The organism is Microbacterium sp. K36 (genome assembly GCF_004794355.1).
Classification (GTDB): Bacteria; Actinomycetota; Actinomycetes; order Actinomycetales; family Microbacteriaceae; genus Microbacterium; species Microbacterium paraoxydans_D.
Window position 1 is genome coordinate 15,958 of record NZ_SSDN01000048.1, and the last position, 24,852, is coordinate 40,809.

Genomic DNA, 24,852 nt, shown 5'->3' on the forward strand with positions numbered 1-24,852 from the left:
CTGGCCTCACCGACTGCACTAGGCGGGTGCCTCGGATGACTCCCGGTGCCCGGGGCGCCCGCTTCCAGACTCTCGGGGGTGGGTAGTGGCAACCGCCCCAGCGAACGCGAACGGCCATCGTCGCCGGCAGGTCCGCATCCGTGTCCTCCGCGAGGAGCATGTGTGCGCACTGTGCGACCGGGCCGTAGACAAGTCGCTGACGATGACCCCCGGTGCTCATGGCCCGAGGTGTGGGGGAGCGGGGTGCGCGGGCTGTGTCCCTCACCCGATGCGTGCCGAGGTCGACGAGGACGTGCCCCGCGCTCGTGGAGGCTCGCCGTACGACCGCGCGAACACCCGTCTAATGCATCGCAAGTGCAACAGGTGGAAGGGCACCATGACTCTTGCGGAGGCCCGGAGGAAGCTGCACGAGGCCGCCGAGAGCGCAGCGAGCCGGATCATCACGAACCTCGTGGCCTGGTAGCCCTCGACGAGGAAGGGGAGACCTGATGCGCGTCACCGACTGGCTGATCCGTAACCGAGACGCTGCAGCGACGACATGGCTCACCCGAGACCGGTTCGCTCGACAGCTCGACTCCGATCACCCTCACGCCGATATGTTCCGAGCGCATGCCACGAAGGCCCGTCGACGCCTCGCCTGGTGGGACTTCGCTCTCGGTGTGTGGACCCGAGGCGGCACCCGCCGCCGCTGACGGCCCCCGGGGGCCACCCCCTCCCCCCGCCGTCCCCGGCCCTCCCGGAGGCATAGGGCCGATCTCTCCCCGGGAACTTTCCACTTTCCAGGGGGTGACACCGCATGGCCTCATCCAACGCCCCGCTGCGCGCGGTCGGCGCCCCGAAGTCCGCAGGATCCCGCGGCAAGACCGCCTACACCGAAGCGTTCAAGCGCGACGCTGTCGAGAAGGCGCGGGCTGCAAAGTCGATTTCACAAGTGGCAACTGCTCTCGGGGTGTCCCGGCCGACGCTTCGGAAGTGGATGGATGCCGCCGCGCCCCCGCCGATGACCCTCGTCGAGGCCGCCCGCTCCGGTAACCGGAAGGCGTTCCTGCAGGCGCTCCGCGACGAGCTGGCGCAGAAGATCGCCGAGGGCATGGCGCCGCGCGACCTGCCGCCGAACGTCCGACTCCTGGACGCGACGATGCGCGAGCTCGACGAGATCGAGGCGCGTGAGTCCGAGGAGGCCGCTGATGCCGCGTCCGCGCCCGACGAAGACCTCGACCCCGACGACCTCTGAACGGAAGCTGTCGGACGTCGCGAAGCACCTCGTCGTGCCGTCCGGAATCAAGACCACTGGCTACCCGGCGGTCGAAGCCCAGTGCCGAAAGATGGGCGTCCAGCACGACCCCTGGCAGAAGGGCCTCGCCCGGGCGATCCTCGCCAAGCGCGCCAACGGACTCTACGCCGCAGGCATCGGCGGCGTGCTCATCTCGATCTGCCGCCAGGTCGGCAAGACGTTCTCGATCGGCACCATCGTCTTCGCGCTGTGCATCCTGTTCCCCGGCATCAAGGTGCTCTGGACCGCACATCACTCCGCGACCTCCGACGAGACTTTCGAGACGCTGTCCGCGCTCGCCCGTCGCCGCCGCATCGCCCCCTACATCGCCCACAACGGCATCCGGCAGGGCAACGGCAAGCAGCGCATCAAGTTCGCCAACGGCTCTCGCATCATGTTCGGCGCTCGCGAGCACGGCTTCGGCCGAGGCATCCCAGGCGTGACGATCGTCGTATTCGATGAGGCGCAGATCCTCAAGGCCAAGGCGCTCTCCGACATGATCCCGGCGGCCAACACCGCCAAGAACCCGCTCATCATCTACATGGGCACCCCGCCCAAGCCCGACGACCCCGCCGAGGTGTTCCGCGCTCGCCGCAAGAAGGCGCTCGCCGTCAAGGAGCAGCGCGCGAAGGGTGAGGCCGTTGACTACGACACACTGTACGTCGAGGTCGGCGCGGACGCCGGCGAAGACGTCGAGGACCGCGCCACGCTCGAGAAGGCCAACCCGTCCTTCCCCCACCGCACCCCCTGGGAGGCGATCCTCCGCCTCCGCGAGAACCTCACCGACCCGAGTGACTGGGCGCGCGAGGGCCTGGGCATCTGGGACGAGGAGGAGGTCGGCGGCTCCCGCGAGATCACCGCGGAGGAGTGGCAGGCCACCGAGGTCGAGTCGGTCCCGCAAGAGGGGCTGCGCGCGCTCGGCGTCGCGTTCTCCGCCGACGGCACGCGCGTCGCCGTGGCTGGGGCGCTCAAGCACGGTGCGAGCAGTCACCTCGAACTCATCGACGCGAACACCGGATCCCTCGAGGACGGCATCGGACCGCTGGCCGACTGGATCGCGCTGCGCGCTCACACGATCGCGCAGGTCACCATCTCGGGACGCGCGGGCGCCGACGCGCTGGCGCTCGCGCTGCGTGAGCGGAAGGTGTCGGCGAAGGCGATCCGCGTCGCGTCGACTCCGGAGTACTTCGCGGCGTGCTCGATGCTCCCCGACGCGGTGCGCGGCAAGACCGTCACACACCCCGCAGCCCCGGAGGGCGACCTCCTCGATGCGTCGGTGGCGGTGTGCGACAAGAAGTTCCGCGGAACCGCCGGCGCCTGGGGATGGGCAGCGACCACCCCCGACGGTGACGAGACACCGACTGAAGCGATCAGCCTCGCCCTTTGGGGCGTGCGCACAACAAAGCGCCGACCCGGCAAGAAGCAGGAGGTGATCTGAGTGATCGCGTCATCGACCTACCTGGACGGCATCACCCCGCAATTCATGCAGGGCGTCACCGACCAGGAGCTCGACATCATCCGCGGCCTGGTCGCCGTCTGGGCGAAGAAGCGGCCCCGCAACGTGCTGCGCAGTGTCTACTTCGACGGCAAGATGCCCTTCCGCGACCTCGGTATCGGTGTGCCGCCGCAGATCCTCCGCAAGGTCAAGGCCACCCTCGGGTGGCCCGCCAAGGCCGTCACCAAGCTCGCCGAGCGCAGCGTCTTCGATGCGTTCGTCGCGCCGAACAGCACGAGCGACCCGTTCGAGATCTCCGGACTCCTCGACGCCAACCGGTTCGACCTCGAACTGCCGCAGGCGATCGAGTCGGCCTACAAGCACTCGTGCGCGTTCATGACCACCACGCTGGGGGACACCGAAGCCGGCGACCCGGACGTGCTGATCATGGCGCGCTCGGCCGAGTGGTCCGCGGGGACATGGGACAAGAAGCGGCGCGTCGTCTCGGCGATGCTCGCCATCACCGACGTCGACCAGGACGGCCGCCCCACCGGCATGGACGTCCTCCTGCCCGACGTCGTGCTCATCTGCCGGCGCCGCCCCTCCGGCGCCTGGCTCACCTCCCGACAGGAGAACCCCCTCGGCGAGGTGCTTGCCGAGCCGCTCGCGTGGAGCCCTCAGCTGGACCGGCCGTTCGGCCGCTCCCGCATCTCCCGCCCCGTCATGGCGATCACCGACAACGCGATCCGCTCTGTCGTCCGCGGAGAGGGCGCCGCGGAGTTCTTCGCCGCCCCGCGCATGATGGCCCTCGGCGTCTCCGAGGACGCATTCAAGTCGGGCAAGTGGCAGGCCGCGATCGACCGCTGGTTCGCCATCGGCCGTGACGAAGAGGGCGAGCTGCCGAAGGTGGAGCAGCTGCCGCAGATGACCATGCAGCCGCTCATCGAGCACTACCGCATGTACGCCAGCCAGTTCGCCGGGGAGACCGATCTGCCCATCTCCGCACTCGGCATCGTCCAGGACAACCCGCCGTCCGCGGAGGCCCTCTACGCCGCCGAGAAGGATCTCATCGTCGCCGCGCGGGCATCGAACCGCGTGCTCGGGGCAGCGCTCCGCCGTGTCGCGCAGCGCGCGGTGATGCTCCGCGACGAGATGGACAAGCCGTCGGACGAGTTGCGCGGGCTCCGGCCGACGTGGGTCAACCCGGCCTTCACGTCGCCGACCACGGCCGCGGCCGCGCTCAGCCAGCTCGTGAGCGTGTTCCCGTGGATGGCCGAAACCGACGACGCCCTGCGCTATGCCGGGTTCGAGGAGCCAGAGATCGCGCGCATGAAGTCCGACCGCACCAAGGCGGGCGGCGCGGGCGTACTCGAGCGGATCTTGGCCGGGCAGACCCCGAAGGCCGATGCCGCCCCGGCTCCCGCCGGTCAGCCGCAGGCAGCAACCGGCGACGACCCCGCGGCGCTCAAGGCGAAGTTCGACGCCCTCGGCACGGCCATCCGCGCCGGCGTCGACCCCGACGACGCAGCGAACCGACTCGGCCTCGCCGGGATCCGGTTTACCGGAGCGACCCCGGTCGCGCTGCGCCTGCCGAAGGACGACGCAGACCAGCTCGAAGAGAGGTGACCATGACGACGCGCGCCGACGTGACTCGACTGTCCGCGGCGCAGCGTCGTCTGGTCACCCTCGCCCAGACCGAGCTCACCGGGTACTTCGCCACCCTCGACCTCACCCGGCCCGAGGCGGTCCGCGACGCACTTCTGGAGATCGTCCCGCTCCTCGTGCGCGAGCACGGGGATCTCGCCTCGGTCGCCGCCGCGGAGTGGTACGAGCAGATGCGGCCGGGCGTCGGCTTCAACGCCCGCGTCGCACCCGCCGCCGCTGCCGACCTCGTACAGGGCTCGACCCGAGCGCTCGCGGGCGGGCTGTTCACCGACGACCCCGCGTCCGTCCTCGGCGGCCTCGCGGGCGCGGTCCAGCGCCACATCACCTACTCGGGACGCACCACCATCGCGCTCAACTCCATGCGCGACCCCTTGCGACCCCGATTCGGGCGCGTTCCCACCGGGGCCCAGACCTGCGCCTGGTGCGCGATGCTCGCCTCCCGCGGCTTCGTCTACGCCACCGCCCAGACAGCGGGCGAGATCGCCGACCACTTCCACGACGACTGCGACTGCCAGATCGTCTCCCTGTTCGACGCAGACGCATCGCACATCGAGGGCTACGACCCCGACCAACTCTTCGACCGGTACGAGCAGGCCCGAGCCGCCGCAGACAGCAGCGACCCGAAGGCGATCGCCGCCGCCATGCGGCGCATGTTCCCGGACGAGTTCACCGACGGCGTGCACGAGCACGACGCCTAAGACCACCCGCCGCCGTGGCGGGTTCACGCCGACCCGAGCGGTCAATCGGGGCGAAAGAGGAACGGCTATGGATTTCCCCATCACCATCGACTCCCAGGACAAGTTCGACGACCTCGTCAAGGACCGCCTCGCGCGGGAGAAGACGAAGGTCGACGAGGCCCTGCAGCGAGCCACCGACGCCGAGACGGCGAAGACGGCCGCCGAGCAGGAGCGCGACACCCTCAAGACGCAGGTCGGCGACCTGCAGACGAAGGTGACCGGCTTCGAGTCGAAGACGCAGCTGGACACCTGGCGCGCCGACGTCGCCAAGGCGAAAGGCGTGCCCGCGGACGTGCTGCGGGGAACGACCAAGGAAGAGCTCGAGGCCCACGCCGACGAGATCAAGCCGCTCATCAAGACCCGAGGACCGGTCCTCCCGGACCCCGGCAAGACCCCTGAGAACACCCCGACCGGGGACGAAGCAGAACGCGCCACCGTGCGGCAGCTCTTCGGCTCCGGCGAGGACTGATCGCTTCTGAAAGGAGCACCATCATGGCAGTATTCGGCACCGCGGACGCGAAGGTTCTCATGCCTCGCACCATCGCGGACGGCATGATCAAGGAGACGAAGAGCCTCTCGACCGTGGCGCGACTGTCGGCCCGTGAGCCGATGCGCTTCGGTGAGGTGGACTTCATCACCTTCAACGACTTCCCGAAGATGGAGTACGTCGAGGAGGGCGGCAACAAGGCCTCCACGTCGACTGGCTTCGGCGCGGTCACGGCCAAGCCCCACAAGGGCCAGGTCACCCTCCGCTTCAACGAGGAGGTGCAGTGGGCCGACGAGGACCACCAGCTCGGCATCCTCCGCGAGGTCGGCGACGCCGGTCAGGTCGCGCTCTCGCGAGGCCTCGACCTCGGTCTGTTCCACCGCATCAACCCGCTCAGCGGCTCGGTGATCACCGGATGGGACAACTACGTCACCGCCACCACGAAGCGCGTCGAGCAGGATACCGCCGACGCTGACGACGACTTCCGCGCCGCCGTCGGTCTCCTGATGAGCGCCTCGAAGCAGGTCAACGGTGCCGCCATCGACCCGAAGTTCGCGTGGGCTCTCGCGAACCTCAAGCGTCGCGACGGCGCGGGCGAGACCTCCGACATGCGGTACCCGCAGCTCGGCTTCGGCACCGACGTGAAGGACTTCAGCGGCGTGCCGACCGCTCAGGGTGACACCGTCTCCGGTGTCCCCGAGGCGGCCGACACCGGCGTGCGCGCCATCGTCGGTGACTTCCGCAACGGCATCCGCTGGGGCGTTCAGCGCGAGCTGCCGATCGAGATCATCCGCTACGGTGACCCGGACGGCCAGGGCGACCTCAAGCGGAAGAACCAGATCGCCCTCCGCCTGGAGATCGTCTACGGCTGGTACGTCTTCACGGACCGCTTCGCCGTGATCGAGGACAAGGTCGCGTGATGACCGAGTCCATCCGTCTCACGCACAGCCGCACCGGGGTCGTCGTCAACGTCGACCCCGGCACGCGCGCCGGCCTGGACCGCGAGTGGGTCGAGGAAGGCGAAGAGCTCGACGAGTTCCTCCGCGACCTCGTCGAGCCCGTCGAGCCGGTCGAGCTGGTCACGCCCGTCGAGCCGGTCGAGCCGGTCACGCCCGTCGAGCTGGTCGACCCGGAGGAGACGCCGGAGCCTCCGGCGGGCAACGCTTCCCGCGACGAGTGGGTGGCGTTCGCCAAGGAGATCGGCATCACCGTCGACGACTCCGCGAAGCGCGACGAGATCCGCGCGCAGGTCGAGCAGCTGCTCGACGCCGACGACGAGTCCGGCGAGTAACAGAAGGGGGTGGGCCGAATGGTCGAACCGTTCGCCGACAAGGCGTACTACGAGGAGAACTTCGGCACACCCCCGGCCGCGATCGCGGGCCGGCTCGACAAGGAGCTGGCCCGCGCATCGCGGTACCTGCGCGCCGAGTGCCCCGGCATCGACGGACGCCTCCAGCTGTGGGCCATCGACCCCACCGCCGACGGCGCGATCGATCCCGACCTGGCCGCCGACGTCGTCTGCGAGATGGTCAAGACCGCGGCCGCCTCGGCGGGAGACGGCATCGAGACTTCGCAGATGGCCGCCGGTCCGTACTCCCAGTCGGTGAAGTACATCAACCCCTCCGGCGACCTGTTCCTCACCAAGAAGCAGCGCCGCCTCCTCGGCTACTCCGCCCAGCAGGCCTTCACCGTCAGCATGGCCCCGGCCTACCGCGACGACCCGCTCGCCGACCTCGGGCTGGTCGACCGATGATCGGCGAGACCGTCACCGTGCTGCGCCGCATCGACGGCGCGGAGAACGCGCACGGCGAGCCGACCCAGACACTCGTCGAGACCGACGTCGACGACGTGCTCGTGGCCCCAGGCCCCCGCGCCGACGTCCCCGACACCGCGCGGCCCTACGGCACAGTCGTGGCCTGGAACCTCCACTTCCCCAAGACCTTCACCGGCTCACTACGCGGGGCACTGATCCGCGTTCGCGGCCAGGCGCCGTGCAAGGTGATCGGCGACCCGCAACCATTCACCGCCGAGAACACCCCGACCCGCTGGTGGCTACCGGTCGAGGTCGAACGCTCCGACGGGTAGGTGATGGCCGTGGCTCAACGCATCCCCGTGCGACTCAACCTGCCCGGGCTGAACACCATCATGCGGTCGCCCGAGGCGCGGGCCATCGTCGATAGCACCGGACAACGCATGGCGGCGGCCGCAGGCGACGGCTTCGAGTACGTCGCCGCACCCCACCGCTGGGTCGCCCGCGGGTACGTCCAGCCCGCCAACGCCCGCGCGATGCGCGAGCAGGCCCGCACCGCCGCGCTCGAGCGCGCGCTCGGGCAGATCAAGGGCAGCGGAAAAAGCTGACCGACCCGACGAGAGGAGTCGGCATGTCGTTCCCCGACATCGAGGCGATGGTCCGCCAGTTCCTCCTCCCGATAGCCGCACCGCACAAGGTCGTGGTCATCGTCCCGGCGGACCGTCCCGGAACCTTCGTGCGCCTTTTCCGCAACGGCGGCGCCGCGTCGAACCGCATTGTCGACCGGCCACAGGTCACCGTCGAAGCCTGGGCGCCGGACTCCGCCACCGCCTCCGACCTCCTCAACCGGTGCCGCACTGCACTGCTCAACGACCTCGCCCGGCTCCCGCTCGTGCGCGGCGTCGATGAGATCAATGGCCCCTACTGGACACCCGACCCCGACAGCGAGACGCCGCGCTACCGCCTGACCGTGCAGATCACGGTCCGCGCTCGCAGGGCGTAACCCCGAACCCGGCGACCGGCACCAGGCCGACCGTCACCAGCGCCGGTCATGTCCGGCTCAACCCCAAGGAGACACACTCATGACCGTGAACGCGAACAACGCGCGGATCTTCGGATCCGACAACGACGCGATCTACCTCGCCCCCCTCGGCACCACGCTGCCGACCAGCCTCGACGACGAGCTCGACCCCGCGTTCGAGGACGTCGGCTGGCTCAACGGCGACGGCATCACCGAGTCGCTCACCGGCTCCGTCGAGAAGTCCCGCGGCTACCAGGGCAACGGCGTCGTCCGCACGCGCATCAGCGAGCCCGGCACCACCGTCGCCTTCGTCGCACTCGAGACCAAGAAGCAGACCAACGAGCTGCGCTACGTCACGAAGGCATCCACGACGACCGCCGGAGTCCGCAAGACGACCCGCGGATCCGGGCAGCGCGTCGTCAAGCGCGCCTGCGTGATCGACAAGTTCGACAGCGACGACGTCACGATCAAGGAGCGCGACGTCATCGAGGTGCTCGAGATCAGCCCGAACGGCGACCGTGTCGCCACGAACGCCGACATCGCCATGTACCCATTCCTCGGGGAGATCATCGGCGACTACGACCACTACGAGACGGATCTCGAAGCGGCCGAGGGCGCTGGCGCTCAGGGCTTCGCTGCCATGTCCGCTCCCGACGAGTCGTGGACGGTCTCGCAGCTGAAGACCTACGCGGCCGACAACGAGATCGACCTCGCGGGCGCGACGCTCAAGGCCGACATTCTCGCCGCCGTCGAGTCCGGCGCGACCGCGACCGACGCGGGCGAGACCACCCCGGATGCCGCCACCGGCACTGCGGGCGAGACCAGCGCCACGGACACCTCCGCGGCGTGACCTACCGGTGGGCGGCGTTCGTGACCCCGACGCCGCCCACCTCACCAACCACCCCGGGGTCAGATAGGGGTCAACCATCATGGCAACACCGAAGAAGCCGCAGGACCACCAGTCGAAGAAGCAGAAGCCGATCGACGTCGAGATCGAGATCGCCGACCCGACCGAGGAGGAGCCCGAGCGCGTCCGCAAGGTTCCCGGCAAGCAGGTCACCGTCGACGGCATCGACGTCCGCGTGCCCGACGAGGCGCTCGACGACTTCGAGCTGCTCGACGACATTCGCGGCGTCCAGGACAGCAACGACGTCTCCCGCATGCCGTCGCTGCTGCGCCGCCTCGTCGGTGACGACTACCGCCGCATCCTCGACGAGATGCGCGATAAGAGCACCGGACGCGTGCCCGCCGGCAAGGCCTCGGAGTTCGTCTTCGCCGTCTTCCAGGCGCTCAACCCTTCCTCCTGAAGCTCGCGAACGCCCTCGCGCACCACGAGGGCGCTCTGCGGGCATCGCTCCAATCCGAATACCACCTGCGGCTCCTCCCGAGTGGGAAGGGCCGCACTGATCCGCCCCGCTCCATCGCCGAGCTCAGCGACTACGTCGAGCACCTCCCGTCCGGGTGTGCGCTCGGCCGCGAGCTCGGCGGTGAGGGTGCACTCTCGGTCGAGGCGCAGCTGCTTCGAGAGGTCGAGTTCACCATCCGCCGCGTCTCCTTCCAGGAGGCCGGAGGCAAGGGCACGCCTCCCAAGCCGCTCGAACTGCCGAAGCCCGCGCACGAAGCACGCGCCGAGGCCGCCGAGATGGACGAGAAGCTGCGCCGCCACCAAGCGCGCGCCGCTCGCCGCCGCGCCTGACCGCTCGACGAGGCACAGCCCCGGCATCCGCCGACCGGCTGTGCCTCGTCGAGCATCCGCCACGCCCCTGGGGCGTCCTACCCGAGGGAGTCGCCGTGGCAACCGCTGTCGAGATCGCGAACGCGTACGTCGCCCTGACGGTCAAGGCCCCCGGTGCGAAGCGCGAGGTCGAGAAGGCTCTCGGCAGCGCGACGGGAGCCGCCGACGGTGCGGGCCGCTCGATCGGCGATCGCCTCGTCGCCAGCGCGTCGAAGGTCATCAAGGTCGGCAGCGCGACTCTGGGCGCTACGCTCGCCGCCGGCATCGGCACCGCCCTGTGGAAGGGCTTCTCCCGACTCAACGCGATCGACACCGCTCGCGCCAAGCTCACCGGACTCGGCAACGACGCCGGCTCCGTCGAGCAAATCATGAAGAACGCGCTCACGTCCGTGCGCGGAACCGCCTTTGGTCTCGGCGACGCCGCCACGGTGGCCGCGCAGGCGGTCGCCGCTGGCATCAAGCCCGGCCGCGACCTTGAGGCCGTGCTCAAGACCGTCGCGAACACCGCGGCTGCCGCAGGCACCGACCTCGGCGAGATGGGCTCCATCTTCTCCAAGGCGATGTCGCAGGCCAACGGCATCCAGAACGACGTCCTCAGCCAGCTCGCCGACAAGGGCATCCCGATCTACGCCGCGCTCGGCAAGCAGCTCGGCGTCACCGCGGGCGAGGTCTTCAAGCTCGCCTCCTCCGGCAAGATCAACTTCGACCAGTTCGCCGCCGCGGCCACCGCGGCCGCGGGAACCGTCGCGTCGGAGATGGGCAACACCGTCGGCGGCTCGTGGGCGAACTTCATCGCCTCACTCGGCCGCATCGGCGCCGGACTCCTCGGCGGCGTTTTCCCGCAGATCGCCCCGGCGCTGCAGGCCATCACAGCCGCCTTCGGCCCGCTCGAAGACATCGCCGGGCAGGTGGGCGACAAGATCGGCCAGGTGCTCGCGCCCGCCGCCGAGTGGTTCGTCCGCGCGCTGCAGGGCAAGGTCGACGTCAGCTGGATCAGCGAGCTGTGGACCACGCTGTCGCCGGTCGCGATCCTCTTCCGGTCGCTCGAGCCGATCCTGCCAGCAGTGCTGCAGGGATTCTCCGAGATGGGATCGGCCATCGGCAACGCGCTCGTGCCCGTGCTTCCTGCGCTCGTGTCGCTGATGAACGCACTCGTCCCGCTGCTGACCACCGCCCTCGTGGCGGTTCTGCCCATCGTGGTCGGCCTGGTTCAGGCGCTTTCTGGTGCGGTGTCGTTCCTTGCGCCCGTGCTCATCGGGGTAGTGACCGCGGTGGTCGACTTCGTATCTGCCAACGCCGACTGGATCTCTGGTCTCGCGGTTGCTGCGGCGACGATCGCTGCACTCGTCGTCGCGGCGCGCACGGCGTCGGCCGTGATGCTGGCCTGGCGCACCGCCTTCATGGGTCTGCAGATGGCCACCTACCTCTCGGGCACTGCACTCAAGGTCTACACCGGCCTCGTTTGGGCGAAGACGACTGCGACCAAAGCGGCCACGGTCGCCGCCAATCTGTTCAGGGCGGCGATGAGTGCAAACCCGATCGTGCTCGTGGCGACTGCGATCGCGGGTCTGGTCGCAGGCCTCGTGTGGTTCTTCACCCAGACCGAGCTCGGCAAGACGATCTGGCAGGAGTTCACCCGATTCCTCGGCGAGGCGTGGGCGAACATCTCCGGGTTCTTCATCGCGGCGTGGGAGAACGTCATCCAGCCGGTCTTCCAGAAGATCGGTGAGATCGCGACCTGGGTCTACGAGACGATCCTCAAGCCCGTCTTCGACGGGATCATGGCCGTCGTCTCGTTCCTCGCGGCCGGGTTCAAGCTGCAGTTCGACCTCATCGTGAACGCTTTCCGCCTCGTCGGCGCGATCGCGGCATGGCTCTGGACGAACGCCCTCCAGCCCGCCTTCGCCGCCATCGGCGCAGCGGCGGCGTGGCTGTGGGAGACGGCGATCAAGCCCGCGTTTGAGGCCATCGGCGCGGTCGTGTCCTGGCTGTGGACGACGATCATCCAGCCGGTCTTCGCCGCGATCGGCGCCGTCTTCTCGTGGGTCTGGACGAGCATCATCCTCCCGATTTCTGAGTCGATCAAGGCGGCGATCAACGCCGTCGGCGCCGTCTTCGAATGGCTCTACAAGAACATCGTGAAGCCGGTCTGGGATGGCATCTCCGGAGCGATGAAGGCTGCCTGGAACTGGATCAACGCGTACGTGTTCACGCCGTTCAAGGTCGGCGTCAGTCTCATCGGGCAGGCGTTCGAGAACGTCGCGAAGACCATCGGCACCGCGTGGGACGGCATCAAGAAGGCCGCCGCCGTGCCGATCAACTTCGTGCTCGACACCGTCTGGAACAAGGGCCTGCGGTCCTTCTGGAACGACATGGTCGGCACCCTCGGTCTCGACGACATGAAGCTCCCGAAGGCGTCGCTGGTGAAGTTCGCCACCGGTGGCGTCATGCCCGGGTACACCCCGGGCCGTGACGTGCACCAGTTCTGGTCGCCGACCGCCGGGGGGCTCGCCCTGTCGGGCGGCGAGGCGATCATGCGCCCCGAGTTCACCCGTCTCGTCGGCGGTGCCGCCGGGGTCGACGCGCTCAACGCCGCGGCCCGCAACGGGCGGCTCCCGTTCGGCGACGGAGAGGGCAACTTCTTCGGCGACGTATGGGACTCGATCACCAAGGCCGCGTCCGCCGCGTGGGAGTTCATGACGAACCCCGCGCAGGCGCTCAAGACGCATGTCATCGAGGGCATCATCCGGCCGCTCATGGGCGGGCAGAACCTCTTCGGGCGCACGGTCGGGGGACTGGCGGAGAAGACCCTGATGGGCTTCGTCGACCTGTTCAAGGCCGCCGCGCCGAAGGGCGTCGGCACCAAGGGCATGGGCTGGGAAGCGATGTGGGGCATCGTGCAGAACGCGCTCCCCGGCGCGGTGATGACGTCCAACTTCCGACCGGGAGCGAAGACGGTCAACGGCGGCCAATCGTACCACGCCCTCGGGCGAGCGATCGACATCGTGCCGGCCAGCATGGCGACCTTCAACGCGATTGCGAAGCTGTTCCCGAACGCGTCCGAGCTGATCTACACCCCGGCCGGGAACCGGCAGCTGCAGAACGGCAAGCCTTTCGCGGGCTGGTCCGAGGCCGTCAAGCGCCAGCACTACAACCATGTGCACCTGGCGATGGCCTCGGGCGGTGTCGTCCCGAAGCTGTACGACCAGGGCGGGTGGCTGCCCCACGGCGGCATGGCGGTGAACCGTTCCGGCAAGCCCGAAGCGGTCCTCAACCCGGCGGAGTCCGCGGCCCTCCGCGGTGGGCTGCGGGGTGGCTTGCAGGACGGGGACACGCTCGTGCTGGTCGTCGAGGGCACGCCCCTGACTGCGGTGGTTCGGCGCGAGATCGTCAGCGCTTTCCCGACCGCTGCCGCGGTCACGTCGCAGTTCGCTCGCTGATCCCCGTCCACTCTCAGCGGCCCTGTCCTCGGGGGCGGGGCCGCTGTCATTGAGGAGTTCGCATGGTCGACTACACGAAGCCCACCGGCTCGGCGGGGCAGCTCATCATTCGAGACGACGGCACCAACGTTTCGTTCTGGCTGTCGTGCAGCGACGGCGCGACCAACATCGGTGCGCCCGGCGCCTCGTGGTCCGGCGTCATCAATGGCGTCACGCGCTCTGGGCAGTTCACTTGGCCATCCGGGGGAGGCACTCGCCGGATCGGGGGGCCGTGGGCGGTCTCGTCGTCGCAGACTGCGTCATTCGGCATCGGCGCCACCGGCACGACCGGGCTCGGCGGGCCTTCGTCGCACTCGGCGGCCATCACACGCGCTCTTCCGGCAGCTCCTTCGGCGCTCACCGTGACCCGTGTGTCGGACACGCAGCACACGCTCAACTGGTCGCGCAACGCGACCTATTCGAGCGTGGTCGTGCAGCGTCGCACCGACGGCGGCGCATGGCAGCAGGTCGGCGCGCCCAGCGGGAACGCGTTCACGTTCACGGACACGACGACGACGGGAGACCGGAAGTACGAGTACCGTGTCGCGGGCAAGACCGCAGCTGGGCAGTCGACATGGTCGGGCATCACGACGGTCTACACGACGCCAGCCGCCCCGACGGGCATCACGGCCGCACGGTCCGGAAACGACATCGTCGTGGCCGCAGCCGGCGTTCCCCGCTACGCGACGTCCTACGACGTGATGGACGGAGCGGCGGTCGTCGCCACCGGTGTCTCGCTGCCGTTCACCCACACCGCCCCGAGCCCGTCTGCCCCGCACACGTACACCGTGCGCGGGAAGGTCGGCACCCTCGCGGGCGCGTACTCGGCACCGTCGAATACGGTGCAGCTGCTCGCCCCGCCGAACGCCGCGACGGGACTGACCCCAAACGGTGCCGTGCGCGCCGGCGACGACGTCGTGCGGGTCGCATGGACCCACAACCCTGTCGACTCCTCGGTGCAGACCGCCTACGAACTGCGCTACCGCAGCGTCGGAACGAGCACATGGACGACCCTCAGCGGCACCGCGGCTGCGTTCCGCGACCTCACTCTCACCGTGGGGCCGTGGGAGTGGCAGGTGCGCACGAAGGGCTCGCACGCGGACTTCTCGCCGTGGTCGGCGACCGCGACGGTAACGGTCATCGACCGGCCGGGTGTCGCTGTGATCCAGCCCGACACGTCCTGGGACCGCTCGGCACTCACGGTCGTCTGGTCATGGTTCCAGGCGCAGTCCCGCCCGCAGTCGGCATGGGAGATCGAGCTCTCGAACGGGACCGGGGACACCGTCGAGGTGCGTTCCGGGTCCGGGGCGGCGACCACCGTCACCCTGGGCCACCGCCTTACAGAGGGATCCTGGACGGTGCGCGTGCGCGCCGCGACAGGAGACGTGTGGTCGGTGTGGGCTGTCGAGGCCTTCACCGTCTCCTTCATCCCTCCCGCACCCGCCCTGCTCAACGCGCTCTGGGACGAGAGCGAAGGCGGCGTCACACTGTCGGTCGCGTCCGGCGACCCCGACGCCCCGGTCGCCGACCTCACCAACGTCTTCACCAATCCCTCGTTTGAAGGGCAGGCGGGGACCGTTGACCTGTACCGGAACCTCATCCGTGACCCGGACATGGTCAATCTCTCGATGTGGACCGCGACGGCCGGTGTGCTGTCTCAGGGGACCGGCAATCGACTGGTGGCGACGAGCAACGGCAACAGCACGGTGCGTCTCGGCGCGATGCAGCAGGTCGACGCGAAGTACCCGGCCGGGACCTACACGATGAGCGTGGACATGGAAGGCGCCGACGCGTCGTTGACCACGGCGCGCATCATCCTGCTGGACACCAACGGGTCCATCATCCGGGCAACGACGAGTATGCCGAAGAAGTCGGCCAGCAAGGACCGGTACGACTTCACCCTGACGGCCACAGGCGACTGGGATCGGCTCTATCTCGAGCTCATCGGGACAGGCATCCCGACTGGCGCCGTCGCGGCTTTCGGGCGTCCGATCATCGGCTTGCGCTCCATTCCCGTGCCGTTCTTCTCGGCGGGTCAAGGCGTCCCAAGTCCGGACCTGGTCGCGGTATGGGCGGGCGCAGCGAACGCATCGAACTCGATCCTCCGCGGTACCCGCCCCGCCGGAATCAACACATCGGTATCGAACGCCTACCTGTATCAGTCCACCGAGTGGGCGAGCACGGGTGGCCGGTCGGTGAAGGTGGAACCGAACGGTGGCGGCAACGCGAGTTACGGTTCGCTGCTCCTCGAGGGGCTGACCCCCTTCCAGACGTACACGGTGGTCGCGCGACTTCGTCTCCGCGAGGCGCAGACAGGAGCTCTGCACGCGACGTGGGTCCGCCAGCTCATGGTGCAGTCCAGCGACATGCCGGTCAACAACGTGTTATCCAACCGGACGCCGAACGAGGCCGGAGTCCATGAGATGCGGGTCACCTTCACCCTCGGGGCTTCGACCAGAGCGACGGTGTTCCTGATGAACGGGTCGATCTCAACTCCGATCTGGGTCGATGACGTTGTGGCGGTAGCTGGTGTCTACGCCGGCGGATACTTCGACGGCGATACGGAAGCAGTGCGCATCGGCGACGTCGTGCGGCGTCCGGTGTGGAACGGCCCGCCGCACGCTTCGACGAGCTCGACGGTCGCGTTCCCCGCCACAGTGGGGGTGCGGCTCGACCGTTCGATCGACGACGGCGAGACGTGGGAGCTCGTCGCCGACCTCACGAACACGGCGACGCTGATCGACTGGGAGTCCCTGTCGTACGGCGACACCTTGTACCGAGCGACGGCGTCAACGTCTGAGGGCGCAACCTCCGAGGTCGTCGTGATCGCCCCATCCCGTTCGGATGCCCTGTGGCTGTCCGGCGGGCCGGGGTTCGGGGTCGCCGGCCGGCTGCCGTTCGACCCGGTGGTGAAGGTCTCGGCGGGGCGTGAGCGTGCGCTGAAGCAGTACGCGGGGCGCAGGCTTCCCGTCGCGCTGTCTGGCGAGGCGCTGTCGCGCACGATCTCCGTGTCCGGTCGCACGACCGACCGGGATGACGAGACTGCCGACGTCGAGCAGCTCACGCGCATCGCGCAACTCGAGGACACCACGTTCCTGTTCCGCGACCCCGACGGGCGCCGCGTGTATGGGTCGATCGGTGAGATCCAGATGAGCCGCGAGTCCTCCACCTTCCACCCCGACGGGTGGGAAGGGCTCTGGGGGTACTCGTTCACGATGACGGAGACGGAGTCGAGATGATCCGCTGGGCCTTCGAGCTGCTCGACAGCGAGGACCGACCCCTCGGCGCCCTTGACGGGGTGACCGGGGGGTCGGGCGAGATCGTTGCCCAGAGCGCGCTCGGGGGCTCCGGGTCTCTGTCGCTGGACCGCCGCCGGGACATCGACTGGCAGTCCCACCGGGTGCAGTGCGCCTACACCGACGGAGAGCGCTCGTGGCCCGTGGGGACCTACCTGTTCACATCGCCGCGAGAGGTGCACACCGCGACCTCTGTGTCGTACGAAGTGCAGCTGTTGACGAAGATGAGTGTGATCTTCGAGGACACCGTCGAGGAGCGCTTTTCCCTCCCGGCGGGGACGGCGATCATCCAGAGCGTCGTCGCGCTCATCGAGTCGACCGGCGAGACGCGCATCGCCGCGACCGCGTCGGCCGCCGTCCTCGCGTCAGGCATGACCTGGGAAGCGGGCACGACGAAGCTCACCGTCGTCAACGACTTGCTGCAGGCGGCGGGGTACTGGTCGCTGTGGTGCGACGGGTCTGGCCTGTTCCGGGTTGAGCCGTATGTCGACCCGGCGAACCGTCCGGTGTCGTTCGAGTTCACCCACGGCGAGGCATCCGTGCACTTCCCCGAGTGGGACCGGGAGCAGGACCTCACCTCCGTGCCGAACAAGTTCGTCGCTGTGACCCAGGGCGACGAGACGGCCGCACCGCTGGTCGGTGTGGCGACGAACGAGAACCCCGCGTCTCCGTACTCCTACCAGGCTCGGGGCCGATGGATCACCGCGACCGAAGAGGGCGTGGAAGCGGCATCGCAGAACGTCATCGATCAGTACGCGGCGAAGAAGCTCACCGACGCCATGAACCCGGTCTCGCGGATGACAGCGACACACGCGATGCTCCCGCTCGACCCGAACGACCTGATCGCGTTCACCCCCGAGGACGGTGTGCGCCGCCTCGCGACGGTGCAGCGCATGGCCTTCGACTTCACCTTCGACACCGACATTCGGGCCGAATGGCGTGAGGTGTCCGCCGCGCTGGCGATCAAGTCGAACGTGCCACCCGACCCGACCGCGGTGCCCGCTGCACCCACGCTGCCGACAGCGACGACCAGCACGACCACGGCGGCTTTGAGCTGGGCGGCCCCGAGCAGCCCCGGCGGCCCGATCATCGGATACGACATCGAGTGGGCCGCTGACCCGACCTTCACGGGCGCGACATCGGCCACGAGCACGACGCCATCGGTGACGATCACCGGGCTGACGCCGGGCGGCACGTACTCGTTTCGTGTGCGGGCGCGGAACGCGGCAGGCCCGGGGGAGTGGTCCCCCGCGCGCACGGAGACGACGTCGACGGGCATGGCCGTGAACCTCACCGGCCCAGCCGGAATTCAGCTCAGCGTGCCCACGCACGTCTCCCCATCGGGAGGACAGACCACCCACCCGTCCGTGGTGGACTTCGGCGCTCCCTGGAACGGGTATCGCTACTGGATGGCGCACACGCCATACCCAGGGGGAAACGATGCTCATGAGGATCCGAACATCGTCGCGTCGACGGACGGCACGACGTGGATCGTTCCCTCCGGCCTGGCGAACCCAATCGACAACCAGCCCGGTTCACCCGGCGCGTACAACTCGGACGTGGACCTCGTGCAGGGGCCGGACGGTCAACTGTGGTTGTTCTGGCGCACCTATACGGCATCCGCGACCGGAGCCGAAGAGAAGCTCTACGTCTCTACGTCCCCGAACGGGACGACGTGGGCGCCGAAGAAGCTGATCTACCAGTCGAGCAAGACGGTGCGCCGTCTCGTCTCGCCGGCGTTCATCTTCGAGTCGGGCGCGTGGACGATGTACGCGATCGACATTGTCGGGACGCCGCAGCTGGTGCGTCTGCGGTCCACGAGCCAGGCGCTCTCGCCCTCGGAGTGGTCCGCGCCGACGGTGTGCACGGTCACGCCGTCGCTGCCGAACACCCGGCAGCTGTGGCATATCGAGGTGCGCCTCATCGACGGCGTCTATATGGCGCTGCTGAACGACTGCGATACCGGGTCGAGCGGCCAGAACGGTGATCTGTGGCTGATGAAGTCGCTCAACGGCACCTCGTTCACTAAGGCCGTCAACGTCGCGGTTCCACGGTCGGCAACTGGTCACTCGGCGCTGTACCGCTCGGCGTTCACGCTGCGCACCGCGACGACCCTGGACGTCTGGTACTCGGGGTGGCTTTCGTCCCCGTCGGTCGTGTGGAACCTGTTCCGCACGACGCTGTCGTAGAGGAGGCGAGATGGATTTCGGTTCGTTGCTCCGGCCCGTGCTTGAGCAGATTTCCAAGCTCGCTACCCGCGTCGATCTCACCCCGGTCGTCCGGTGGGGCACGGTCACCCAGACCGTGCCCCTCCGGGTCCGTCTCGACGGCGACACGGAGCCGCTGCCGTTGAGTCCTCAGAATGCGGTCGGCACGGTGTGGATCGGAGAGCGCGTTGTCGTCGTCGAGCAGCACCGCCGGGTGGTAATCGTCGCCGCGCCGTCGCCGCCTTCCGTGCGCGGCAAGGTCGTGTGCGCGGCATCCGGGGTGACGACCGTCACGCTCCCCGCGGGGAAGTTCCCGGTGGTGCCGCATATGAGCGCAACGCCGGTGATGAACAGCCTCGTCGGCGCTGCCCACATCACCGGCCTCACAACCACGTCATTCGAGGTGCGGCTGTTCTCCCTCAACGGAACCCAGATCGCCGGAACGGTCGACTGGACGGCGTCCATGGCGACCGGTATCTCGGCAGGAGGTTGACCGTGAGCGTCATCGTCACCACGAACCCGATCACAGGCGAAACCGAGCAGTGGGCGGCGATCACCGTCGCATGCGAGCGCGAGGGCTGCGCGAATCGGAGCGTCGAATTCACGGTCGCCGTGGGAAACGTCCAGTGCGGCGCCTGCGGCCAGTCGATCTATCCACCGCCGCTCGAAGAGCTCCCACCGCCCGAGCTGACAGACCCCGCCAACGACACCCAATCCACCACCGAGCCAGAGGAGTGACCCATGGGAATCGGCTACGTAGACGGCGCTTACAACCGTGCGACCGGCACGCGGTCCGCGTTCGACGGCCTCTCCGACGCCCTCGAACGTGAAGGCCACCCTCGGATGATCTCGCTCTCCGGAGACCGTGAACCCGAGGTGCAGGAGCGTCTCTGGTACGAGCGGATGACCCTGAGCCCTGGAGGACGCAAGGTCTACGGGTACCGCTGGTGGCAGGGACAGAAGTGGTACCAGATCCACCCGGACACCGTCGCCCCGCCGCGATCGAGCAACCACGAGGCGCGCAGGTCGAACGACTTGAAGTGGCCGTACAACTCCGACACCCTCGCCGCGCGGCGAGCAGAGGAACTCGCCCCCCGCTTCAACATCACCCGCGAGGGCAAGAACTTCCGCGAGCTGTGGCACTGGACCCACTGGGGTTCGCTCGGTCGCATCGAAACGCCCGCCAGCACCGGCGGCACCACCACCCCCACGCCGGCTCCCGCGCCGTCGATTCTCAAGGAGTTGGAAGACATGGATAAGGCAGTCATCGTCCACCTGACCGTCAACAAGAAGACCACCTGGCTGCTCATCGGCGCGACGGTGCCCGGCGGCTACCGCGCCACGAACGCACAGGAGACCGCGAACGCATGGGCTCACATCTACGGGCCGTCGAAGAAGCTGAAGGACCAGGCGGAGCTCGATGTCGCGCTGCGCGAAGCGAAGGCGCTCGCGGCGTCCTGGCTCGCCCAGCAGAAGAAGATCCACAGCTGATGACCGGGCCGGCACCGACCGGCGGAGCTCACCAGACCCAGCACTCGAGCAAGATCGGCTGGGGATGGTGGCTGGCCGCCATCCTCGGCACGGCCGTCGCCGTCGCCGTCGTCACCGTCGCTCTGATCGCATCGCTCCGCTCGGGCAGGGAGATCGACCCGAACCAGGTCATGCTTGCGCTGATCGCGCTCCTCGGCAGCCTGGGCGCGGTCATCATCCCCAAGCTCAACGCGGTGGGGAAGAACACGTCGCAGACAGCTGAGCACGTCGTGAACTCCCACTCCTCCACGATCCTGCGAGACGACATCGACGAGATCAAGCGGATCGTCAAAGCCACCGACTCGCGCCTGTACGGCGTCGAACAGACGCAAAACTTCCAGGCCCGCGACATCCTCGGCATCCGCGAAGAGATCGGCCAGATCCGGAGAAGCGAACGCGACCAGTGGGACGCAATCGAAACGACCGCCAGCAAGCGCCGGCAGAACAAAGGAGATATCCCATGAGCAACCTCACCGACCCCGCCTGGTGGAAGGCAGCCGTCCTACGCGCGCTTTACACCGCAATCGCAATCACGATCCCTTACATCGCCGCCGTGCAGTTCGCAGACGTGCCGTGGTTCATGGCAGCCTCGGCGGCCGCGGTCGGCGCGATCTTGTCGTTCGCGACGTCACTGTTCGGCCTGCCCGAGTCCGGGGGCGCGGATCTGCCCTGGTGGCTCGCCGCGCTGGAGCGCGTCGCAAAGACCTTCGGCCAGTCCCTCGCAGCCGGACTCACCGGCGCTGTGCTCCTGACCGACGTTGATTGGAGCGTCGTCTTGCAGGCGGCGCTCGGTGCAGCGTTCATCTCGTTGCTACGTCTGATCCTCGCCACACTGCCGAGCGACCCGACATCTCCGGGCGTCCTCGCCGCGGCTGAGGAGGAGACGTCGTCCCTGACTCGCTGAGTGCCGCCTCTCGCACGAACACACCACCACCTAGCCTTCGGGCCGCCGGTAGTCGTTCGTCGGTAGGCGCGACGGAGGCAAGGCTGGGAACGTGCACATGTTCAGGGAGTACCGTCCGAACATGAACACACAACTGAAGAACGAAGACGTCCTTGGGCTCGGAGCCGTGCTCGTCGGCTCCCTCCCTGCCACCCTCCTCACCGAGGAGGCACCTGAGCGGTATACCGTCGAAGCGGTCTTCACGCGGAAGGCCGACCCAGACGAAGTGAGCGCGATCGAAGGCCTCGACATGCGCGACCACCTGACGCAGAACGGATTTCCGACCGTGGAGCTTCACGTCTCGGATCGCAGGCTTGAGATCATCAACACCAATCTCGAGGAACTGCGCGATGGTCTCGCCGCAGTCCTCGCGGATCGCCTCGCGGAAACCAGCCGAGCTCTTGTCGCTGCCCGGGAGATCACAGCGCTACGCCACGAGGAAGCATCCATCCGCGAAGAAGAGCGCGCTGCCTCTGTTGCTGCCCTCGCAGGGTCGGTCGTGTTTCAACACCGCGCAGAGCGTCCCGAAGACAACTCCGTAACCTCCTGACGGCGCAACCAAGCACGCCCGCCGCCTCGTTCGTCGAGTTGTCAACGGGCATTCATCAACGAGACCCCGCGCGTAGCGTCAAGGGCATGTGGACCGTACTGATCATCCTGCTCGTCGTATGGGCCGTTCTCTCCGTCGTCGGTTTCGCCATCAAGGGGCTCCTGTGGCTGGCAGTGATCGGCATCATCCTGTTCGTCGGCACACTCATTTTCGGATTCGTCCGTAATCGAGCACGTCGCCAACGCCCACCGCAATAGTGGGCTCCGCCACTTGGGACACATCGAAACCAGGTCATCATGGATACGCCCCGTCGCTACACTCCGACCCGACCGCGCGACACCGCGGTCCCTCCGGGGAGTTCTTTCACCCCGCTGGCACAGCAGGTGCGTGAACTCGGGCTGCTGCGTAGGCGCTACGGCTACTACTGGACAAGGCTCGTCGCCGCCCCGGCAGCGGTCGCGCTTTGCCTTCTCGTCTTCGCCTGGATAGGAGAGTCCTGGTGGCAGTTGTTCACTGGCGCCGTCCTGGCGGTCCTTTTCACTCAGATCGCTTTTCTCGGGCACGACGCCGCGCATCGGCAGATCTTCGTATCGGGGCGTTGGAATGACTGGATCAGCCTGATCCTCGGGGACCTTCTCGTAGGCATGAGCTATGGGTGGTGGCAGCACAAGCACACCCGCCATCACGCAAACCCCAACAAGCTCGGGTCGGACCCAGACATCGAACTTCCCGTTATCGCCGTGACCCCGGAATCCGTCGCGTCGCAACGAAACCAGAGCTTCGCCTGGCTGCAAGCACACCAAGGACTGCTGTTCTTCCCCATCCTCTTGTTGGAAGGGATCTCGCTCCATGCGTCCAGCGTTCGACGCGTCTGCTCTAGGGGCCGGTTGCAGCGCCGGTGGGTGGAGATTGCATTCTTGGTCGTACGCCTCGTCGGCTACCCCGTGCTGGTTTTCTTCGTGCTATCCCCGGGTATAGCAGCCACCTTCCTGGCGGTCCAGGTGGGAGTGTTCGGCTTCTACATGGGCATCGCGTTCGCCCCCAACCACAAAGGAATGCCAGTCGTGCCGCGCGGCCTCGTGCTCGACTTCCTCAGTCGTCAGGTGAGAATGAGCAGGAACATCCGCGGAGGACGCTTCCTCGACGTGCTGATGGGTGGGTTGAACTATCAGGTTGAACACCACTTGTTTCCTTCAATGCCTCGGCCGCACCTTCGACGGGCGGCGCCGATCGTGCAGCAATACTGCGAGACGAATCGGGTGCCGTACACCCAGGTTGGCCTGTTCACCTCTTACGCGATCGTTGTCAGCTACATCAACCGAGTTGGGCTGGGCGAACGCGATGTCTTCACTTGCCCGTTGGTGCAGTCCCGGGCAGCGATCGGAACGGAAACTCTGCACAGGCCTTCCGGTGGGGCTCCTGGAGAGTAGAGTGACGAAAGAGCGCAGCTCGGGACTCTGGGGAGATCCCCTGGGACGGCTCCGGTGGGGGCTCTCACCCCGAGGATTCGGGCCCGAGTGAGAGCCCTTCTCCAGCCGTCGAGACCAGTCAAGCCTAGATGGACTTCACTACCCTCTGCCGATTACCTGGCTCCCCTCGGACAACTGTGTCACAACTCCCAATCAGCCCAGTCGTCAGCAGCGGTGCCCGAGCTCTCCTCGTCTCCAGAGGGATACACGGTCACGGTGACCCGGGTGTGCGGTCCCACGAGCACGCTGACGAGTTCGCGTGGTGCGGCGAAGGTGACGAACGTCGGCTCCGACCGAGCGGCGGACTCAACGCGTTCCATGATGGCGGTCAGGTCTCCACCAACCGGAAGCTGGTAAGTCTCTGCATCGAACGAGATCCTCATGGTGTGCACGGTGGCCCCCCGGGTTTCGCGGGCCGAACCCTCACCCACCTGCACGGTATCCCTCTGAGCGGCTGCGCCCAGGTGGATTGCGGATCTCCGGCAGGTGTGAGTGGTCAAGGGTCTAGGCACCCGCCAGCGCACTCCGCGACTTCAGGAGGACGCCGCGCTGGTGATATAGAGGGGGACCGCGGTCGCCTGGCCGTGACCGAGGATGGCGGGCGTGCTTGGGTTCGGCAGGGACCGGCGGTGCTGGCCGAGCGCGATCCACGGTTCGAGGCCCGGAAGCGTGCGCAGTGCGGCGCATAGGACGGCGACATGCTCGTCCTCGAAGTAGCCAACCCAGGTGCCGACGGCTTCGGCGAGCACGTCATCGCGGCCGCCAGCGGTCGCGCGGAGCTCGGCGATCACGGGCACCGGGTCGGCGGTGTACCGGTTGCGGGAGCAGATCGCGTCAAGGGCGATACTGAGCTTCACTGTGGGGGAGAGACCTCGAGTGGGCATGACCGGATGTCCTTCCTCCGGCCGAGACGAGGTCTCAGTCTACGGTTGCCTCGCCGCAATCGGACCGGCATACTGGCGGAACTGATCCCCTCTCTGCCTCCCCGCAGCGAGGGGATTGGTCTTGCGATCGGCTCCTGCACGCACCTCCGGATACCTGACGAAGATGGGGATCGTGAGGCCGGCAGGACAACTCGCCTTTGAAGTTCGCCACCGCAACGTGCCCACATTTTGCCCACACTCACCGCCGTCGCACCGCATCAGCGGCCACCGCTTGCCAACGCTTTCTCCCCATAATTCCGGGGGTTCTCCACCGTCGCACAGGGCGAGGCATAGTTCGATTCCCCCCAGCTCCACCAGGTCGCTGTCACACAGAACGAGGCCCGCCTCCCCA

Annotated in this window: 26 protein-coding genes; 24 read left to right on the forward strand and 2 right to left on the reverse strand. The window is 67.9% G+C overall.

What is annotated here, in order from left to right; genetic code table 11:
- Positions 1–796 precede the first annotated feature (796 nt).
- The 24 genes from DW296_RS04040 to DW296_RS04150 all read left to right on the forward strand — a co-directional run bounded on the left by DW296_RS04040 (position 797) and on the right by DW296_RS04150 (position 23,538).
- Complete coding sequence (locus DW296_RS04040; protein ID WP_136051192.1) at positions 797–1,234, forward strand: transposase; 438 nt, start codon at positions 797–799, stop codon at positions 1,232–1,234.
- The gene (locus tag DW296_RS04045; RefSeq protein WP_136051193.1) at positions 1,188–2,711 is read left to right on the forward strand and encodes a terminase; all 1,524 of its coding nucleotides are present in this window, start codon (positions 1,188–1,190) and stop codon (positions 2,709–2,711) included. Before DW296_RS04040 ends, DW296_RS04045 begins: the two co-directional genes overlap by 47 nt.
- Positions 2,712–4,334: a phage portal protein gene (locus tag DW296_RS04050; protein WP_136051194.1), complete on the forward strand. Its 1,623-nt coding sequence runs from the start codon at positions 2,712–2,714 to the stop codon at positions 4,332–4,334.
- Positions 4,335–4,336: 2 nt separating this feature from the next.
- A complete protein-coding gene (locus DW296_RS04055) occupies positions 4,337–5,071 on the forward strand; it encodes a VG15 protein (protein ID WP_136051195.1) in 735 nt (244 codons plus the stop codon).
- 67 nt (positions 5,072–5,138) lie between these two features.
- Positions 5,139–5,579 carry a hypothetical protein gene (locus DW296_RS04060; protein ID WP_136051196.1) on the forward strand — a complete coding sequence of 147 codons (441 nt, stop codon included), beginning with the start codon at positions 5,139–5,141 and terminating at the stop codon, positions 5,577–5,579.
- Positions 5,580–5,602: 23 nt separating this feature from the next.
- Positions 5,603–6,517 (forward strand): phage major capsid family protein, encoded by a 915-nt coding sequence (locus DW296_RS04065; protein ID WP_136051197.1) that lies wholly within the window; start codon positions 5,603–5,605, stop codon positions 6,515–6,517.
- Entirely contained in the window at positions 6,517–6,888 is a 372-nt protein-coding gene (locus DW296_RS16415; protein WP_168428976.1) for a hypothetical protein, read from the forward strand. Before DW296_RS04065 ends, DW296_RS16415 begins: the two co-directional genes overlap by 1 nt.
- A gap of 18 nt (positions 6,889–6,906) precedes the next feature.
- On the forward strand, positions 6,907–7,350 hold the full coding sequence (locus DW296_RS04075; protein WP_136051199.1) for a hypothetical protein: 444 nt from the start codon (positions 6,907–6,909) through the stop codon (positions 7,348–7,350).
- Positions 7,347–7,682 carry a hypothetical protein gene (locus DW296_RS04080; RefSeq protein WP_136051200.1) on the forward strand — a complete coding sequence of 112 codons (336 nt, stop codon included), beginning with the start codon at positions 7,347–7,349 and terminating at the stop codon, positions 7,680–7,682. Before DW296_RS04075 ends, DW296_RS04080 begins: the two co-directional genes overlap by 4 nt.
- A 9-nt stretch (positions 7,683–7,691) precedes the next feature.
- A complete protein-coding gene (locus tag DW296_RS04085) occupies positions 7,692–7,955 on the forward strand; it encodes a hypothetical protein (protein WP_136051201.1) in 264 nt (87 codons plus the stop codon).
- A 23-nt stretch (positions 7,956–7,978) separates the two neighbouring features.
- Entirely contained in the window at positions 7,979–8,350 is a 372-nt protein-coding gene (locus tag DW296_RS04090) for a hypothetical protein (protein WP_136051202.1), read from the forward strand.
- A gap of 79 nt (positions 8,351–8,429) precedes the next feature.
- Positions 8,430–9,218 carry a phage tail tube protein gene (locus DW296_RS04095; protein WP_136051203.1) on the forward strand — a complete coding sequence of 263 codons (789 nt, stop codon included), beginning with the start codon at positions 8,430–8,432 and terminating at the stop codon, positions 9,216–9,218.
- 79 nt (positions 9,219–9,297) lie between these two features.
- Positions 9,298–9,675 (forward strand): hypothetical protein, encoded by a 378-nt coding sequence (locus tag DW296_RS04100; protein WP_136051204.1) that lies wholly within the window; start codon positions 9,298–9,300, stop codon positions 9,673–9,675.
- A gap of 484 nt (positions 9,676–10,159) precedes the next feature.
- Positions 10,160–13,543 carry a tape measure protein gene (locus DW296_RS16580; RefSeq protein ID WP_205807811.1) on the forward strand — a complete coding sequence of 1,128 codons (3,384 nt, stop codon included), beginning with the start codon at positions 10,160–10,162 and terminating at the stop codon, positions 13,541–13,543.
- A 62-nt stretch (positions 13,544–13,605) separates the two neighbouring features.
- Positions 13,606–16,821 (forward strand): fibronectin type III domain-containing protein, encoded by a 3,216-nt coding sequence (locus tag DW296_RS04110; protein WP_136051205.1) that lies wholly within the window; start codon positions 13,606–13,608, stop codon positions 16,819–16,821.
- On the forward strand, positions 16,818–19,067 hold the full coding sequence (locus DW296_RS16420; protein ID WP_168428977.1) for a fibronectin type III domain-containing protein: 2,250 nt from the start codon (positions 16,818–16,820) through the stop codon (positions 19,065–19,067). The genes DW296_RS04110 and DW296_RS16420 overlap by 4 nt, the downstream gene beginning before the upstream one ends.
- A gap of 37 nt (positions 19,068–19,104) precedes the next feature.
- A complete protein-coding gene (locus DW296_RS04120; RefSeq protein ID WP_136051206.1) occupies positions 19,105–19,578 on the forward strand; it encodes a hypothetical protein in 474 nt (157 codons plus the stop codon).
- Between the two features lie 2 nt (positions 19,579–19,580).
- Positions 19,581–19,823, forward strand: a complete 243-nt coding sequence (locus DW296_RS04125; protein WP_136051207.1) for a hypothetical protein — start codon at positions 19,581–19,583, stop codon at positions 19,821–19,823.
- Between the two features lie 3 nt (positions 19,824–19,826).
- Positions 19,827–20,576, forward strand: coding sequence for a hypothetical protein (locus tag DW296_RS04130; RefSeq protein ID WP_136051208.1), 750 nt, complete (start codon positions 19,827–19,829; stop codon positions 20,574–20,576).
- Positions 20,576–21,079 (forward strand): hypothetical protein, encoded by a 504-nt coding sequence (locus tag DW296_RS04135; protein ID WP_136051209.1) that lies wholly within the window; start codon positions 20,576–20,578, stop codon positions 21,077–21,079. The genes DW296_RS04130 and DW296_RS04135 overlap by 1 nt, the downstream gene beginning before the upstream one ends.
- Complete coding sequence (locus DW296_RS04140) at positions 21,076–21,519, forward strand: holin (RefSeq protein ID WP_136051210.1); 444 nt, start codon at positions 21,076–21,078, stop codon at positions 21,517–21,519. The genes DW296_RS04135 and DW296_RS04140 overlap by 4 nt, the downstream gene beginning before the upstream one ends.
- 121 nt (positions 21,520–21,640) lie before the next feature.
- A complete protein-coding gene (locus DW296_RS04145; RefSeq protein WP_136051211.1) occupies positions 21,641–22,108 on the forward strand; it encodes a hypothetical protein in 468 nt (155 codons plus the stop codon).
- Positions 22,109–22,194: 86 nt separating this feature from the next.
- Positions 22,195–22,365: a hypothetical protein gene (locus DW296_RS16425; protein ID WP_168428978.1), complete on the forward strand. Its 171-nt coding sequence runs from the start codon at positions 22,195–22,197 to the stop codon at positions 22,363–22,365.
- 39 nt (positions 22,366–22,404) lie between these two features.
- Positions 22,405–23,538, forward strand: a complete 1,134-nt coding sequence (locus DW296_RS04150) for a fatty acid desaturase family protein (RefSeq protein ID WP_136051212.1) — start codon at positions 22,405–22,407, stop codon at positions 23,536–23,538.
- Between the two features lie 179 nt (positions 23,539–23,717).
- Here the strand turns inward: DW296_RS04150 and DW296_RS04155 are convergent, their stop codons facing one another.
- Complete coding sequence (locus tag DW296_RS04155) at positions 23,718–23,960, reverse strand: hypothetical protein (protein ID WP_136051213.1); 243 nt, start codon at positions 23,958–23,960, stop codon at positions 23,718–23,720.
- A 150-nt stretch (positions 23,961–24,110) separates the two neighbouring features.
- Positions 24,111–24,461 (reverse strand): hypothetical protein, encoded by a 351-nt coding sequence (locus DW296_RS04160; RefSeq protein ID WP_136051214.1) that lies wholly within the window; start codon positions 24,459–24,461, stop codon positions 24,111–24,113.
- Between the last annotated feature and the right edge of the window lie 391 nt (positions 24,462–24,852).

Coding starts and splice junctions, on each gene's coding strand:
- DW296_RS04040 (WP_136051192.1), top strand. CDS start 797: ATGGCCTCATCCAACGCCCCGCTGCGCGCGGTCGGCGCCCCGAAGTCC.
- DW296_RS04045 (WP_136051193.1), top strand. CDS start 1,188: ATGCCGCGTCCGCGCCCGACGAAGACCTCGACCCCGACGACCTCTGAA.
- DW296_RS04055 (WP_136051195.1), top strand. CDS start 4,337: ATGACGACGCGCGCCGACGTGACTCGACTGTCCGCGGCGCAGCGTCGT.
- DW296_RS04060 (WP_136051196.1), top strand. CDS start 5,139: ATGGATTTCCCCATCACCATCGACTCCCAGGACAAGTTCGACGACCTC.
- DW296_RS04065 (WP_136051197.1), top strand. CDS start 5,603: ATGGCAGTATTCGGCACCGCGGACGCGAAGGTTCTCATGCCTCGCACC.
- DW296_RS16415 (WP_168428976.1), top strand. CDS start 6,517: ATGACCGAGTCCATCCGTCTCACGCACAGCCGCACCGGGGTCGTCGTC.
- DW296_RS04075 (WP_136051199.1), top strand. CDS start 6,907: ATGGTCGAACCGTTCGCCGACAAGGCGTACTACGAGGAGAACTTCGGC.
- DW296_RS04080 (WP_136051200.1), top strand. CDS start 7,347: ATGATCGGCGAGACCGTCACCGTGCTGCGCCGCATCGACGGCGCGGAG.
- DW296_RS04090 (WP_136051202.1), top strand. CDS start 7,979: ATGTCGTTCCCCGACATCGAGGCGATGGTCCGCCAGTTCCTCCTCCCG.
- DW296_RS04095 (WP_136051203.1), top strand. CDS start 8,430: ATGACCGTGAACGCGAACAACGCGCGGATCTTCGGATCCGACAACGAC.
- DW296_RS04100 (WP_136051204.1), top strand. CDS start 9,298: ATGGCAACACCGAAGAAGCCGCAGGACCACCAGTCGAAGAAGCAGAAG.
- DW296_RS04110 (WP_136051205.1), top strand. CDS start 13,606: ATGGTCGACTACACGAAGCCCACCGGCTCGGCGGGGCAGCTCATCATT.
- DW296_RS16420 (WP_168428977.1), top strand. CDS start 16,818: ATGATCCGCTGGGCCTTCGAGCTGCTCGACAGCGAGGACCGACCCCTC.
- DW296_RS04130 (WP_136051208.1), top strand. CDS start 19,827: ATGGGAATCGGCTACGTAGACGGCGCTTACAACCGTGCGACCGGCACG.
- DW296_RS04135 (WP_136051209.1), top strand. CDS start 20,576: ATGACCGGGCCGGCACCGACCGGCGGAGCTCACCAGACCCAGCACTCG.
- DW296_RS04140 (WP_136051210.1), top strand. CDS start 21,076: ATGAGCAACCTCACCGACCCCGCCTGGTGGAAGGCAGCCGTCCTACGC.
- DW296_RS04145 (WP_136051211.1), top strand. CDS start 21,641: ATGAACACACAACTGAAGAACGAAGACGTCCTTGGGCTCGGAGCCGTG.
- DW296_RS16425 (WP_168428978.1), top strand. CDS start 22,195: ATGTGGACCGTACTGATCATCCTGCTCGTCGTATGGGCCGTTCTCTCC.
- DW296_RS04150 (WP_136051212.1), top strand. CDS start 22,405: ATGGATACGCCCCGTCGCTACACTCCGACCCGACCGCGCGACACCGCG.
- DW296_RS04155 (WP_136051213.1), bottom strand. CDS start 23,960: ATGAGGATCTCGTTCGATGCAGAGACTTACCAGCTTCCGGTTGGTGGA.
- DW296_RS04160 (WP_136051214.1), bottom strand. CDS start 24,461: ATGCCCACTCGAGGTCTCTCCCCCACAGTGAAGCTCAGTATCGCCCTT.